At 69.4% G+C, this 13086-nt stretch carries 12 protein-coding genes; 7 read left to right on the forward strand and 5 right to left on the reverse strand.

Annotated elements, in window-relative coordinates; genetic code table 11:
- Positions 1–19: 19 nt before the first annotated feature.
- Positions 20–790, reverse strand: coding sequence for a methylmalonyl-CoA decarboxylase (scpB, locus tag ACRC20_RS00675; RefSeq protein WP_438684395.1), 771 nt, complete (start codon positions 788–790; stop codon positions 20–22).
- Positions 791–973: 183 nt separating this feature from the next.
- Here scpB and ACRC20_RS00680 point away from each other — a divergent pair, with 183 nt between their 5' ends.
- Positions 974–1702, forward strand: coding sequence for a VOC family protein (locus ACRC20_RS00680; protein WP_438684396.1), 729 nt, complete (start codon positions 974–976; stop codon positions 1700–1702).
- Between the two features lie 11 nt (positions 1703–1713).
- Positions 1714–2586: a ribokinase gene (locus ACRC20_RS00685; RefSeq protein WP_438684397.1), complete on the forward strand. Its 873-nt coding sequence runs from the start codon at positions 1714–1716 to the stop codon at positions 2584–2586.
- Between the two features lie 30 nt (positions 2587–2616).
- Here the strand turns inward: ACRC20_RS00685 and ACRC20_RS00690 are convergent, their stop codons facing one another.
- The 3 genes from ACRC20_RS00690 to ACRC20_RS00700 form a co-directional block, all read right to left on the reverse strand.
- Positions 2617–3510, reverse strand: a complete 894-nt coding sequence (locus tag ACRC20_RS00690; protein WP_438684398.1) for an ABC transporter permease — start codon at positions 3508–3510, stop codon at positions 2617–2619.
- The gene (locus ACRC20_RS00695; protein WP_438684399.1) at positions 3507–4490 is read right to left on the reverse strand and encodes an ATP-binding cassette domain-containing protein; all 984 of its coding nucleotides are present in this window, start codon (positions 4488–4490) and stop codon (positions 3507–3509) included. The genes ACRC20_RS00690 and ACRC20_RS00695 overlap by 4 nt, the downstream gene beginning before the upstream one ends.
- 109 nt (positions 4491–4599) lie before the next feature.
- Positions 4600–5973: a WS/DGAT/MGAT family O-acyltransferase gene (locus ACRC20_RS00700; RefSeq protein WP_438684400.1), complete on the reverse strand. Its 1374-nt coding sequence runs from the start codon at positions 5971–5973 to the stop codon at positions 4600–4602.
- Positions 5974–6295: 322 nt separating this feature from the next.
- On the opposite strand from ACRC20_RS00700, the gene dnaK reads away from it, so the two are divergent.
- From dnaK to ACRC20_RS00720, 4 genes are read left to right on the forward strand one after another with little or no spacing between them, the layout of a single operon-like run.
- Complete coding sequence (gene dnaK / locus ACRC20_RS00705) at positions 6296–8155, forward strand: molecular chaperone DnaK (protein ID WP_438684401.1); 1860 nt, start codon at positions 6296–6298, stop codon at positions 8153–8155.
- On the forward strand, positions 8142–8795 hold the full coding sequence (gene grpE, locus ACRC20_RS00710; RefSeq protein ID WP_438684402.1) for a nucleotide exchange factor GrpE: 654 nt from the start codon (positions 8142–8144) through the stop codon (positions 8793–8795). The genes dnaK and grpE overlap by 14 nt, the downstream gene beginning before the upstream one ends.
- Positions 8796–8849: 54 nt before the next feature.
- A complete protein-coding gene (dnaJ, locus tag ACRC20_RS00715) occupies positions 8850–10040 on the forward strand; it encodes a molecular chaperone DnaJ (protein WP_438684403.1) in 1191 nt (396 codons plus the stop codon).
- Positions 10037–10426: a heat shock protein transcriptional repressor HspR gene (locus ACRC20_RS00720; RefSeq protein ID WP_438684404.1), complete on the forward strand. Its 390-nt coding sequence runs from the start codon at positions 10037–10039 to the stop codon at positions 10424–10426. The genes dnaJ and ACRC20_RS00720 overlap by 4 nt, the downstream gene beginning before the upstream one ends.
- Before the next feature lie 35 nt (positions 10427–10461).
- On the opposite strand, the gene ACRC20_RS00725 is transcribed toward ACRC20_RS00720, so the two are convergent.
- Entirely contained in the window at positions 10462–12375 is a 1914-nt protein-coding gene (locus ACRC20_RS00725; RefSeq protein ID WP_438684405.1) for a beta strand repeat-containing protein, read from the reverse strand.
- Here ACRC20_RS00725 and ACRC20_RS00730 point away from each other — a divergent pair.
- A complete protein-coding gene (locus ACRC20_RS00730; protein WP_438684406.1) occupies positions 12362–13006 on the forward strand; it encodes a hypothetical protein in 645 nt (214 codons plus the stop codon). The genes ACRC20_RS00725 and ACRC20_RS00730 overlap by 14 nt on opposite strands.
- Positions 13007–13086 lie beyond the last annotated feature (80 nt).

Genomic DNA, 13086 nt, shown 5'->3' on the forward strand with positions numbered 1-13086 from the left:
CGCAGGGCCGCGCGGCCCCTTAGAACCTGGGCTTGCGCTTTTCGAGGAAGGCCGCGATGCCTTCGCGGTAGTCCGGGCCGCAGTAGACTTCGCGGCGGAGGTTGTGCAGGTATTCGAAGGTGGTGGGCGCGATGGGCGCCGACTCGCTGAGCACCCGGAGCGTCTCCTTCGCGGAAGCGATCGCGGCGCCCGAGCGCGTCGTCACGGTCCTCGCCATGCCGTAGACCGCCTCTTCGAGCTCGGCGGACGGGACGACCCGGTTGACGATGCCGACGAACTCGGCCCGCTCGGCGGATATCGGCTCGGCCGAGAAAAACATCTCTTTCACGATGTTGAGCGGCAAGCGGCTCATGAAGTTCAGCAGTCCGGACATGCTGTAGGGCAAACCCAGCGTCACCGGTGTCACGGCGAACGTCGCCGTCGGCTCGCAGTACACGATGTCGCAGGACAGCACCAGGTCGCACGCGCCGCCCCACACGGACCCGTTGACCATGGCGATCACCGGCGCGGGGAAAGCCTTCACCGCGCGCAGCAGCTGCTCCAACGGATCGTTGTAGGGGAGCGGGTCCACATCGGCGTGGGGCAGCTCGTCCACGTCGTGGCCTGCCGACCAGACTTTGCCGTTGGCAGAGCTGCGCAGCACGACGGCCCGCGCGCCCCTGGCCCGGAAATCGGCGAGGGCCGCCATCGTCTCAGCGATCAGATCCGCGCTCAGCGCGTTGCGCTTGGCTTCCCGGTCGAAGGCGATGGTGCCGACGGAGTCCGCGAACGCGGTTTTGACGAAGGCCATGTCCAATCCTCAGGTCTACGCGACGCCGTGCGCGGCGACCGCCCGTTCCACGTCCATACGCACATCCACGACCATACCCAGCTTGAGGACCACAGCGGCGGCCGAGCCTCGTTTCACAGCCCTGACACGGTATTGCCGGGGTCCGGCGCTGCGCGGGCCGGGCGGTGCTGATTGAATTGCGCCATGCCTCTTGACCTCGCCCTTGACCGAGTGCTGCTGGACGTGCCGGACCAGGAGCGGGCGCGGGCCGCGTACACGCGGCTGCTCGGGACGGACGCGGGCCTCGAGCCGAGGGTCTCGAACGGCGGGGTCCAGCTGGGCCTTCCGACGTGGGCGCCCCGGCAGGGGCTGATGTTCTCGGCGCAGGACTACGACGCGGCCGTGCGCCTCTTGGCCCGGCGCGGCCTGCCGCTCGAGGAGAAAGCGCCAGCCTCCGACGGCAGGCGCGAGGCCGCGGCCGTCGTGAGCGGGCTGCTCCTCGGCGTCGTTGAAGGCCGTGTTGTCGAAGGCTCGCCCGCGCAGGCAGCGCAGGGGGGCGTCGGCGCCGTCGACCACGTGGTCGTCTCGACCACGCATCTGGACCGGATTGTCGCCACGCTCGGCGGCAGGCTCGGTCTGGACCTCCGGCTGGAGCAGCGGATCGCGCCGCTCATCAACCAATTGTTCTTCCGATGCCAGAACACGGTGGTCGAGGTGCTGGCGAAGCCCGGCCTGCCGGGGAAGGGGGACTCGATCTGGGGGATCGCGTGGCGCGTCGGCGACGTCGAGGCGGCACGCGCCCGACTCGTGGCGGGCGGCGCCGAGGTCAGCGAGGTCCGCGCGGGCATGAAGCGGGGGACCCGCGTCGTCACGGTGAAGGATCCCGACCTGGCTGCGCCGACCCTCTTGATCGAGCATCAGGTGAAGCCATAGGCTGGACGGCTATGGCATCCCCTCCCCGCGTCGCGGTCTTCGGCAGTGTGAACCAGGACCTCGTGCTCCGCGTGCAGCGACCCCCGCACCCCGGGGAGACGGTGATGGCGAAATCGGTGGAGCGCCTCCCCGGCGGCAAAGGGGCAAACCAGGCTGTGGCGGCGGCGCGGGCGGGCGCGCTCGTCCAGTTCATCGGGTCGTTCGGCGAAGACGAGGTCGGCGCCGTGCTTCGCGGCAGGCTGCGGCGGGAGAAAGTGGGCCTCACCGGGAGCATGACCGTGCCGGGCCCGAACGGCGTCGCCGTGATCATCGTGGACGACACCGGCGAGAACGTCATCGTCGTGCCGCCGGGGGCGAATGACAAACTGGCGATGACCGAGGCTGCGGAGAGCGTGCTGACCAGGGTCGACATGATGCTGTGCCAGTTGGAGGTGCCGTTCGAGGCGATCGTGGACGCGCTGCGGGTGTCGCGGGCCGCGGGCGTGCTGGCGATCGTCAACTTCTCCCCGGTCCCGTCCGGACCGTTCCCGCCGGAGCTCTTGGAGCTCGCGGACGTGCTGATCGTCAACGAGGGGGAGGCCCGCGAGCTGGGGGACCGGCTGCGCGGCGCGACGCATGTGGTGACCACGCTCGGCGCGCGGGGCGCCCGTTACCGAGGGCCTCGGGGCGAGGCGAGCGCGCCGTCGCCCAAGGTGCAACCGGTCGACACCACCGGTGCGGGCGACGTCTTCGCGGGAGTGTTCGCGGCCTCGTGGCATCTCGGACCAGAGCAGGCGTTGCGCCGGGCGGCGGTCGCGGGGTCCCTCGCGACGCTGGTCCCCGGCGCGGGGAACTGCGCGCCGACTGCGGAGGCGATCGACGAGGCGATGCGCAAGGCGAGGTGAGCAGCCGACGGGGCTGCTCCTCGTCCGGCCCTAGGTGATGTCGCGGGCCCTGGCCCGCCACCAGCCCAGCCCGAGGAGCACGACGGCCCACGCGGCGAGGGACGGGGGGCCGTACGCGAGCATGGTGATGCCGGTGTTCTGGTCCGGCCCCGACGTGTCGAGCATGATCGCGGAGCCCAGCAGGGTCTGCCCCGTCGCGCTCACCGGGAGGAACCGCGCCAGGGAGGCGGCGCCGGGGCCCTGGCTGCTGAGCGTGATGAAGCCGAGGATGAGCCAGACGAGCGGCTCGCCGGGGAAGGACCAGAAGGCTTGGGCGACTGTGGCGGAGAGCGGATTCCCGCTCAACAGCCCGAGCCCCGCCCCGATCCAGGTCCACAGCACCGCGACGAGCACCGAGGCGAGGCAGATGCCCGCGACGAAGCTCGCGCTGATGGTCGAACGGTGCAAGGTGCTGGACTCGAAGGAGCCGAGGAGGTAGGTCGCGAGCACCACCACAAGGTCGAGCACCAGGCCGTAGCCTATGCCGAAGAGCGTGGTGACGAGCAGTTTCGCCAGGATCGCCCGGTCTCGGGAGCGGGCGGTGGTGAAGGTGTGGGTGATCGTCCGGTGCTGGAATTCCGCGGCGGTGTTGACCCCGGCGAAAATCCCGCAGAACAAGATGGTGAGCGCCCCGGCCGCGAAGAACCCCGCATAGCCGAGCATCAGGGTGAGCGCGCTGAACAGGCTGGAGCCGTACCGGTGGAACGAGTCTTTGTCCCCGTGGACTCCGGCGAGGGCGGCGAGCCCCGCGACCGTCGAGAGGGCCGTGATGACGAGCGGCGCGGTGAGCAGGATCCACCAGAATCGGAGCGAGCGGACTTTGCGCCATTCGGACTTGACGAGCCGGAGGAACTCGAAGCCGCCTGCCGTGCCTGCCGTGGTCATGACCGGATCTCTCTGGCCAGGTACTGCGGTGTGACGAGGGAGGTGTAGAGCTGTTCGAGGCCGACGGAGTCGTCCGCCTGCCCGAAGAGCGCGATCTGGGCCTCGGCGGCGGCTTCGGCGATCTCTTCGCGGCCCGGCCCGGTGACGAGCAGCCGTCCGTCCGACGTGGGCTCGACGCCTGCCGCGCCGCGCTCGCGGAGCGCGGCTGCGAGCGCCTCGGGGTCGGCGCTGGCGACGTAGGTGCGGGTGGCATGGGCTCCGCGCAAGGTCTCCAACGAGCCCTCGAACACGACACGGCCTTGGCTGATGACGACGAGGTGGTCGATGGTCTGCTCCACCTCGCGCAACAGGTGGCTCGACATGAGCGCGGCCCCGCCCGCCCTCGCGAACGCGCGGAGGAACCCCCGCAGCCAGCTCAGCCCGGCCGGGTCCAGACCGTTCGCGGGCTCGTCCAGGATGAGGATGCGAGGGTCGCCGAGGAGCGCGGTCGCGATCGCGAGGCGTTGGCGCATGCCGAGCGAGTAGGTCTTGGGGCGCCCTGCCGCCGCCGGGCTCAGCCCGACTGCCTCCAGCACGTCGGCGGCTTTGGAGTCGGGCACGCCGAGCGCCGCGCAATAGATCTTCAGATGGTCGACCGCCTTGCGGTTCGGGTGCATGCTGCTCGCGTCGAGCACGCCTGCGACGACCCTGCCGGGGTTGCGTGTCGAAGCCAGCGGCGACCCCTCGACGAGGATCTGGCCCGCGTCGGGCCGCACCAGGCCGAGGATCGCCCGCAGTGTGGTGGACTTGCCGCTGCCGTTGGGGCCGAGGAAGCCGGTGACCGCTCCGTGCAGGACGCTGAAAGAGAGGTCCGAGACCACGGTGTTCCCTCGGAACGATTTGGTGAGACCACGCACTTCGACCGCGGGCACGGCCCCCGGCGCGGGCGCCGCGCCTGGTCGGATGACCGCTCCGGTGAGCGGATCGGCGATGGCTGTCATGCGAGCCCTCGGAAGTTCATCGTGTCTGGAGATTACACGAAGCGGGCAGCTGGCGGCAGATTCTGCAGGTCAGAGGCGTGTTCTCGCGGAGCCGCCTGGGCGGCGGGCGCTAGACGCCCGCCGCCTCTTCGAGCTCGGCGAGGGAGTTCTCCAGGTGCCCGAGGATCCTCGGCATATGGGGCACGCTCGAACGGCATCCGGTGAGGCCGAAGTGCAACAGGTTCGCCGTGCTGGTGACGGTGATGTTCAGCGCCAGCCCGTCCATGGCGATAGAGGCGGGGTAGAGGCCGACCAGTTCCGCTTGGTTCCAATATCGCGCGGTGCTTGGCCCCGGCACATTGGCGATGCCGATGTTGAACGCGGGCGCGACCCGGTCGCGCATCCCGGGGAAGGCGCCCATGCTGGCTGGCGCTGTGTTGATCAGCCCTGCGACGAGCTGCTGGAGCGGCGTCATCGTCGCGAGCATGGACTTCGCGCTGCGCACGGAGCGCACGATGGCGTCGAACCGCTCCAGCGGGTCGTCCTTGTCGGTGGCGAGGTTCGCGAGCAGGGAGGTGATGGCGTTGCCCGTCCCCTGGTCCTCCTTCGACCGCATCGACACCGGGCAGGCCGCCACGAGCGGTTTGTCCGGCAGCGCGCCGTGCTCCGCGAGGTACGCGCGCAGGGCTCCGGAGCACATCGCGAGCACCACGTCGTTGACGGTGCCGTCGAGGGCTTTGCCCACGGTTTTGACGCGCGGCAGCGCCCATGAGCGGGCGGCGATCCGCCGGGCTCCGCCGATCCCGACGTTGAGCATCGTCTTCGGGGCCTGCATCGGGCGGACGAGGTCGTCCTCGCGGAAGAGGTGCGACCCGTAGCGGGCCAGTCCCGGCATCACCTCGGCCACGCCTCTCGCCGCGGAACGCGCTCCTCGGATCATGGCCATCGGGCTCAACGACCCGCCCGGGCCGCTGCTCGCGCCTCGGTGCTCGCGCGGGGCCCACACGGCGGGGCAGCCCAGCGCCTCCGAGTCGTCCGAAAGCGCGCGTTGCAGGGCGCGCAAGGCGCCGACCCCGTCGACGAGGCTGTGGTGCACTTTGGTGTAGACCGCGAGCTTGCCGTCGGCGAGCCCCTCGATGACGGCCATTTCCCACAACGGGCGGTGCCGGTCCAGCGGGGCGCTGTGCAGCCGGGAGGCGAGGGCGAAGAGCTCGCCCATGCCTGCGGGCTCGGGCAGCGCGAGCCGCCGCACGTGGTATTCGAAGTCGAGGTCGGGGTCCACGGTCCACTGCAACGAGCCCGCGGCTCCGAGCGGCAGGCCGGGGCGCTTGCGGAAATCGCTCGACACCTCCGTGGTGGCGAGCAGTTGGTCGTGGAAGACGCGCCCGTAGTTCGGGCCAGCTTCGGGCGGCGGTTGGAACAGCTGTACGGCTCCAACGTGCATGGGGTGCTCGCGCGACTCCATGAGAAGGAACATGGCGTCGCTGACCGGCATAAGAGACATCGTTGGCTCCTCGTTCGGCGATATTCGGTTTCTGCGGTGATCGCGGGCCGGCTCCTATGCCGAGCTCCACGTCACAGACTGTACAGAGGATCGCCTAAGTAGGCGGTAACGAAAATATAAAAACCACTTTAAAAACTGAGGTCTTCGTCACTTTTCCGCCTTTCTCGGCGTAGGGGCGGGAATAACATCCGACCAACCGATGTTTTGCTGTGAGAAGACTTGAGCGATAGATGCTCAACTCTTATTGACGAATCAAAGAAAATGTGGCAGACTTGAGCGCGATTCGCTGAAGTCTATCGAACAGCAAGGAGAAAAGGGAACTATGGCTCGTGCAGTAGGCATCGACCTCGGCACCACCAACTCTGTGGTCTCGGTCCTCGAAGGCGGCGACCCCGTCGTCATCGCCAACTCGGAGGGCGCTCGGACAACGCCGTCCGTCGTGGCCTTCGCCCGCAACGGCGAAGTGCTCGTCGGCCAGCCCGCCAAGAACCAGGCGGTCACGAACGTCGACCGGACCATCCGCTCGGTCAAGCGCCATGTGGGCACCGACTGGTCCGTCGAGATCGACGACAAGAAGTACACCCCGCAGGAGATCAGCGCCCGCGTGCTGCAGAAGCTCAAGCGCGACGCGGAGGCGTACCTCGGCGACACCGTCGTCGACGCGGTGATCACCGTTCCGGCCTACTTCAACGACGCGCAGCGCCAGGCCACCAAGGAGGCGGGCCAGATCGCGGGGCTCAACGTCCTGCGCATCGTCAACGAGCCGACTGCGGCCGCGCTCGCCTACGGGCTCGACAAGGGCGAGAAAGAGCAGACCATCTTGGTCTTCGACCTCGGCGGCGGCACCTTCGACGTGTCCCTGTTGGAGATCGGCGACGGCGTCGTGGAAGTGCGCGCCACCTCCGGCGACAACCACCTGGGCGGCGACGACTGGGACCAGCGTGTCGTGGACTGGCTCGTGGAGAAGTTCAAGAGCACCTCGGGCATCGACCTGACCAAGGACAAGATGGCGATGCAGCGGTTGCGCGAGGCGGCCGAGAAGGCGAAGATCGAGCTCTCCTCCAGCCAGAGCACCTCGATCAACCTGCCCTACATCACCGTCGACGCGGACAAGAACCCGCTCTTCCTCGACGAGCAGCTCTCGCGCAGCGAGTTCCAGAAGATCACCTCTGATCTCTTGGAGCGCACCCGTGCGCCGTTCCAGCAGGTCATCAAGGACGCCGGGATCTCGGTCGGCCAGATCGACCACGTGGTCCTCGTCGGCGGCTCCACCCGCATGCCCGCCGTCACCGACCTGGTGCGCGAGCTGACCGGCGGCCGGGAGCCCAACAAGGGCGTGAACCCGGACGAGGTCGTCGCGGTCGGCGCGGCCCTGCAGGCGGGCGTGCTGCGCGGCGAGGTCAAGGACGTGCTGCTCCTCGACGTCACCCCGCTCTCCCTCGGCATCGAGACCAAGGGCGGCGTGTTCACCAAGCTCATCGAGCGCAACACCACCATCCCGACCAAGCGCTCGGAGACCTTCACGACCGCCGAGGACAACCAGCCCTCGGTGCAGATCCAGGTCTACCAGGGCGAGCGCGAGATCGCGTCGCACAACAAGATGCTCGGCTCCTTCGAGCTGACCGGCATTCCGCCCGCCCCGCGCAACGTCCCGCAGATCGAGGTCACCTTCGACATCGACGCCAACGGCATCGTGCACGTCACCGCGCGCGACAAGGGCACCGGCAAGGAGAACCGGATCAAGATCCAGGACGGCTCGGCGCTGTCCAAGGAGGACATCGAGCGGATGGTCAAGGACGCCGAGGCGCACGCCGAGGAGGACAAGGCCCGGCGCGAGGAGTCCGAGGTGCGCAACCAGGCCGAGAGCCTCGCGTACCAGACCGAGAAGTTCCTCAAGGACAACGAGGACAAGGTGCCCGCAGACGTCAAGGAGAAGGTGGCCGCCGCCGTCGGCGAGGTCCGCACGTCCTTGGAAGGCTCTGATCTGAACGCGATCAAGCAGGCGGTCGAGAAGCTCGCGACCGAGTCCCAGGCCGTCGGCCAGGCGATCTACGAGGCTTCCGCCTCGGAGCCCGGCGCGGCGGGCGAGGGCGCTGCCTCTGCCTCGAGCGCGGACAGCGACGTGGTGGATGCGGAAGTCGTGAACGACGAGACCGACGGGAAGAGCCATGGCCGAGCCTGAGACGTCAGCCGAGCGCGAGCCGGTCACGATCACCGACCGTCGCAGGATCGACCCGACGACCGGGACGGTGCGCGAGGGCGAGCAGGTCCAGGCCCCTCCTCAGGAGCAGCCCGCTCCTGAGGAGGGCTCCCCGCTCGCCGCTGCCGAGACGCAGGTGGTCGAGCTCACGGAGGACTTGCAGCGGGTGACCGCCGAGTACGCGAACTTCCGCAAGCGGGTGGACCGGGACCGGGCAGGCGTGGTCGAGGCGGCGAAAGCCGCCGTGCTCGCGCAGCTCTTGCCGGTCGTGGACGACCTCGGCCGGGCGCGCGGCCACGGCGACTTGGAGTCGAGCCCGTTGAAGTCGGTGGCGGACAAGCTGCAGCAAGTCCTCGACGAGCAGGGGATCGCCGCGTTCGGCGAGCCGGGCGAGTCGTTCGACCCGCAGCTGCACGAAGCGGTGCAGCACACCGGCGAGGGCGACGTCTCGGTCATTTCGGCGGTGTACCGGCAGGGCTACCGGTTCGGCGAGCGGATTCTGCGCACCGCGATGGTGGTCGTGGAGGACGTTCCGGGCACGGAGCCGGTCGACCAGGGCCCGTCGTCGGACGGGCCTGGCCCCCAGCAGGAAACGGTCGGGGAGCAATCCGACGATCAGTGACAGTTCTAGAATCACTGACAAGGGAGCATGATAAGAGAGAGGAGGTGACGCCGGGTGAGCCCACGAGAATGGGTTGAGAAAGATTTCTACGCGACGCTCGGCGTCGACTCCAAGGCGAGCGCGGACGAGATCAAGAAGTCGTACCGGAAGCTCGCCAGAGAGCTCCATCCGGACGCGCATCCGGGGGACACGGCCGCCGAGCAGCGGTTCAAGGAGGTCTCCGAGGCGTACAGCGTGCTCTCCGACCAGGGGAAGCGCAAAGAGTACGACGAGACACGGGCGCTCTTCAGCTCTGGGGCGCGCACTGGGGGAGGTGGTTTCTCCGGTTTCGGCAGCGGCTACTCGTCGGGGGCGCGCGACTTCGGCGTCCGCGATTTCGCCGACCTCTTCGAGGGCGGCGGGGGCGCCTCGTTCTCGGACATCTTCGGCGGAGCCTTCCGCGAAGGCCGTTCCGGGCGCGGCTCCCCGAGCAGGCCAGGAAGCCGGGCCCGTCGGGGCAACGACCTGGAGACCGAGACCACGCTCGGCTTCCGCGAGGCCGCAAGGGGAGTGACCATCCCGCTGCGGATCACCAGCCAGGTGACGTGCGAGACATGCCGTGGCTCCGGGGCGCGCAAAGGCACCTCGCCGCGCAAATGCTCGTACTGCGACGGCTCGGGCCTGCTGACCCGGCAGGAGGGCTCCTTCGGCTTCACCGAGCCGTGCGCAGAATGCCGGGGCACCGGCCAGATCATCGACGACCCCTGCACGGACTGCTCGGGCACCGGGCTGACGACCCGCTCGCGCACGATCACGATGCGGGTGCCGCCGGGGGTGCACGACGGCCAGCGGATCCGTCTCGCCGCGCAAGGCGAGCCTGGCATCCGGGGCGGCAGCCCAGGCGACCTCTACGTCACCGTCCACGTGGAGCCGGACCCGGTGTTCACCAGGGACGGGGACGACCTCCGTTTGACGGTGCCGGTGCGTTTCACCGAGCTCGCGCTCGGCTCGACGCTCACAGTCCCGACCCTCGACGGCAAAGTCGGGGTCCGCGTGCCTGCGGGCACTGCGGACGGCAGGACGCTGCGGGTTCGCGGCAAGGGCGTCGACAAACGCGGCGGCGGCGCGGGCGACCTCCTGGTCACGCTGCAAGTGGCGGTTCCGGTCAAGCTGGACGAGGCCGCGCTCGAATCGTTGCGCAAGTACGCGGCTTCGGAAGAGGCGAGCGGCTTCGACCCCAGGGCGAATTGGGCGGGCTCGAAATGACCGGGCGCCCGGGCGAGCACCACGATCCGCACGCCAAGATCTATGTGATCTCGGTGGCGGCGCAGCTTTCCGGCATGCATGCCCAGACGCTGCGAACGTACGACCGTATGGGGCTTGTGAGCCCGGGGCGGGCTCCCGGCGGCGGCAGGCGCTACTCGGCGCAGGACGTGGAGCTTTTGCGGGAGGTGCAGCGCCTCTCGCAAGAAGAGGGCGTGAACCTCGCCGGGATCAAGCGGATCCTTGAGCTCACCAAAGAGGTCTTGGAGCTGCGGCAACGCCTTGTCGAGGCGGCAGAGGGGGCGCGGTCGGTCCCGCAGGGGCGCGAGCTCGTGCCGTTCCCGAAGTCCACGGCTCTCGTTGTCTGGAAGCCGCGCAACAGCCGCTGATTCCTGTGGTCCAGGCGGCGGTTCGCTGCGTTGTCCTATTGGGGCACGCCGAACTGTGTGCCGAGCCCGCCGTTGAGCGCGCCGAGGCCGATCACGCCCGCGCCGAGCCCCATGCCGATGATCGTGCCGATCGTCCCGCCGGTCACCGCGCCGACCTCGCTGGACGAAACCAGGGCGAGTTGGCCGAGAGGCGAGCCTGCCTGGCTGCCGAGGAGGTTGTTCGTGGCGTCGTTGGCGATTTTGGCTCCGACCAAGGGGCCGTAATTCGCTCCGAGAACGGTCGTTCCGACGGCCCCGACGGCTCCGGAGGCCCCACCGACGAGCGCCCCCGCGAGAGGGTTGCCCGCGGCCTGGCTGTTCTGGGCGGCGGCGGCAAGGATCTGTCCGACGCCGTAGGGATCGCCGGAGAAAGGGTTCGGCGAGTCTGCCTTGGTGAAGACGTCGGTGCCGAGCGTCGTGCCGAGGGCGCCGTTGACCGCGCCCAGCACGGTGCCAGTGGACGCCACGAACGGGTAGGAGGCCCCGCCGAACGTGGTGCCGACGACTGCGCCTGCCGCCCCGCCGATCAGGCCCCCGACCGGGCCTGCGAACTGCGTGCCGACCCCGCTGCCGATCGTCGTGTAATTGAAGGCCCCGGTGGCTGTCGTCGGCGCGCCGTCGTGCAGGCCTGCGACCGTGCCGCCGATTGCCCCGCCGATCAGGCCGCCGAGGGGGCCTGCGGCCTGCCGTCCGGCTTGGCCTGCGGGGATGCCGCCGTTGATGGCGGCCTGCACCGCTGTCCCGTAGCCCTCGGGGTCGAGAGTGTTCACCGAGGCCGTGCTCGGCTGGGCAGTGCTCGGCTTGGCCGGGGCGCCGCCGGTCGTCGGCGCGGCGGCGCTCGGCGCGCTCCCAATGAAGCCTGGCGAGCTCGTTTGGCTCAGCGCGCTGACGCTGCCCTGAGCCGCAGGACTGGCAGATGCCGCGCTGAACAGCGTGCCGAGCCCGCCGTTGAACGGCACGCCGAGCTGCGTGCCGAGCCCGCCATTGACCGCCGCGACCGCTGCCGTCTCAAGGCCGACGAAGGCGCCGATAGGGGCTCCGGCGATGGCCCCGATGGACGTCCCGATCTCGGTGATGGCGACGAGGCCGACTTGGCCGACCGGGCCGAGCTGTTGGATTTGGGGGCCGAACATCGCGTTCGCCAGGTCGACGGCGACAACCGCGCCCACATCGCCATACCGGTTCGTGGCGATTTCAGTGAGCGCGGGTGTGGCGGCGAGCCCGATCGCCCCGCCGAGGAGCGCCCCGGCGACGGGATTCCCGGTCGCCTGGCTCGCGGCTGCCGCGACCCCGAGGACCTGTCCGACGCCGAGGGGGTCGCCCGCGAGCGACGGCGTGCCTATATCGGAGCCGAGCGTCGTGCCGAGCGCTCCGTTGGTCGCGTCGATGACCGCCGTGCTGGTGATGATGTTCGCGTACGCCGCCACGCCGAATGCGCCGCCGATAGCGGCGCCGATCGCCTGGCCGACCGGGGCTCCGAGCGGGCCTGCGAGCTGGTTCCCGGCTGCCCCGAACGTATTTGCGTAGAAAGCTGCTCCGGTGGGGGTGACCTGCGAGCCGTCTTGCACGCCCGAAGCGGCTCCGCCGACAAGGCCGCCGAGAAGGCCGCCGAGCGGACCGGCTGCCTGGTTCCCGGCGGCGCCTGCGGGGATGCCGTCGTTGATCGAGTTTTGCAACGCCTGGCCGAAGTTGTACGGATCTTTGATATTTCCAGGCCCGGTCGGGGGGCCTATCGCCTGCGCTGAAACGCTTGGCGCGTTCCCGACTGGGTTGTTGGGCGCCGCCACGTTCGGGACGCCTGCGGTGGCGGCGAGACCTGTGCCGGTCGTGCCGGCCGTGCCGCCGAGGGTCTGGCCGGTCGCGGGCTTGGCGCTCTCCGCCGGGGAGTTCGCGCCCGTGCCGGTCTTCACGGAGTCGGCGGAGGAAGAGCCGGTTCCGTTCGTGCCCGAACCACTCACGCCTGTTTTCGGCGATCTGGCGCCGGAGGACCCTGTGCCGGAGGATTGCGTGCCCGAGGAGCTTGTGCCGGAGGAGCTTGTGCCTCCGCCGCTGCTCGATCCCGAGCCGCTCGCATGGCCGCTCGTGCCAGTGTGGCTGCCCACGCCGCCTGCGGCTCCGCTAGAGCTGCTGCTGGAACCACCGCCCGAGCTTCCACCGGTGTGGTTGCCTATGCTGCCGGAGCTGCTGCCACCACTGCCGGAGCTGCTGCCGCCGCTGCTGGAACCACTGCCCGAGCTTCCGCTGGTGTGGCTGTTTGTGCCCCCAGAGCTGCTCCCGCTGCTGGAGCTGCCGCCGGAGCTGCTGCTGCCGCCGGAGCTGCCGCCGTGGTTGTCTGCGGATCGAAACACGAAGTTGTCTTGCCGTACGAGGGCGGGGCCCGCCGAAGCGTTTGGGAAGGGCGCGGCGAAGACTGCCAGGGCGGCGACCACGGCAACAGAAAGGGATTGCAGTTCTTGGCGGAAGCCGCTCATGGCAGGTGCTCCTTTGAACCTGGCGTGCCTCCTCGTCTCGGAGGCCGTGGACGGGCGGTCAAGCCCGTGACGACCACGTTACCCCCTCATTGTGACGCGGACAACATCGATGCGGCCCCCGGGGGCGCTATGGCATGATCCAGGGACATG

The organism is Segniliparus sp., from assembly GCF_051660745.1.
Lineage (GTDB): Bacteria > Actinomycetota > Actinomycetes > Mycobacteriales > Mycobacteriaceae > Segniliparus.

Excerpts from the sequence above, each read along its gene's own strand:
- ACRC20_RS00720 (WP_438684404.1), top strand. The coding sequence starts at position 10,037 with ATGACCGGGCGCCCGGGCGAGCACCACGATCCGCACGCCAAGATCTAT.
- ACRC20_RS00700 (WP_438684400.1), bottom strand. The coding sequence starts at position 5,973 with ATGTCTCTTATGCCGGTCAGCGACGCCATGTTCCTTCTCATGGAGTCG.
- dnaK (WP_438684401.1), top strand. The coding sequence starts at position 6,296 with ATGGCTCGTGCAGTAGGCATCGACCTCGGCACCACCAACTCTGTGGTC.
- ACRC20_RS00680 (WP_438684396.1), top strand. The coding sequence starts at position 974 with ATGCCTCTTGACCTCGCCCTTGACCGAGTGCTGCTGGACGTGCCGGAC.
- scpB (WP_438684395.1), bottom strand. The coding sequence starts at position 790 with ATGGCCTTCGTCAAAACCGCGTTCGCGGACTCCGTCGGCACCATCGCC.
- ACRC20_RS00685 (WP_438684397.1), top strand. The coding sequence starts at position 1,714 with ATGGCATCCCCTCCCCGCGTCGCGGTCTTCGGCAGTGTGAACCAGGAC.
- ACRC20_RS00695 (WP_438684399.1), bottom strand. The coding sequence starts at position 4,490 with ATGACAGCCATCGCCGATCCGCTCACCGGAGCGGTCATCCGACCAGGC.
- ACRC20_RS00690 (WP_438684398.1), bottom strand. The coding sequence starts at position 3,510 with ATGACCACGGCAGGCACGGCAGGCGGCTTCGAGTTCCTCCGGCTCGTC.
- grpE (WP_438684402.1), top strand. The coding sequence starts at position 8,142 with ATGGCCGAGCCTGAGACGTCAGCCGAGCGCGAGCCGGTCACGATCACC.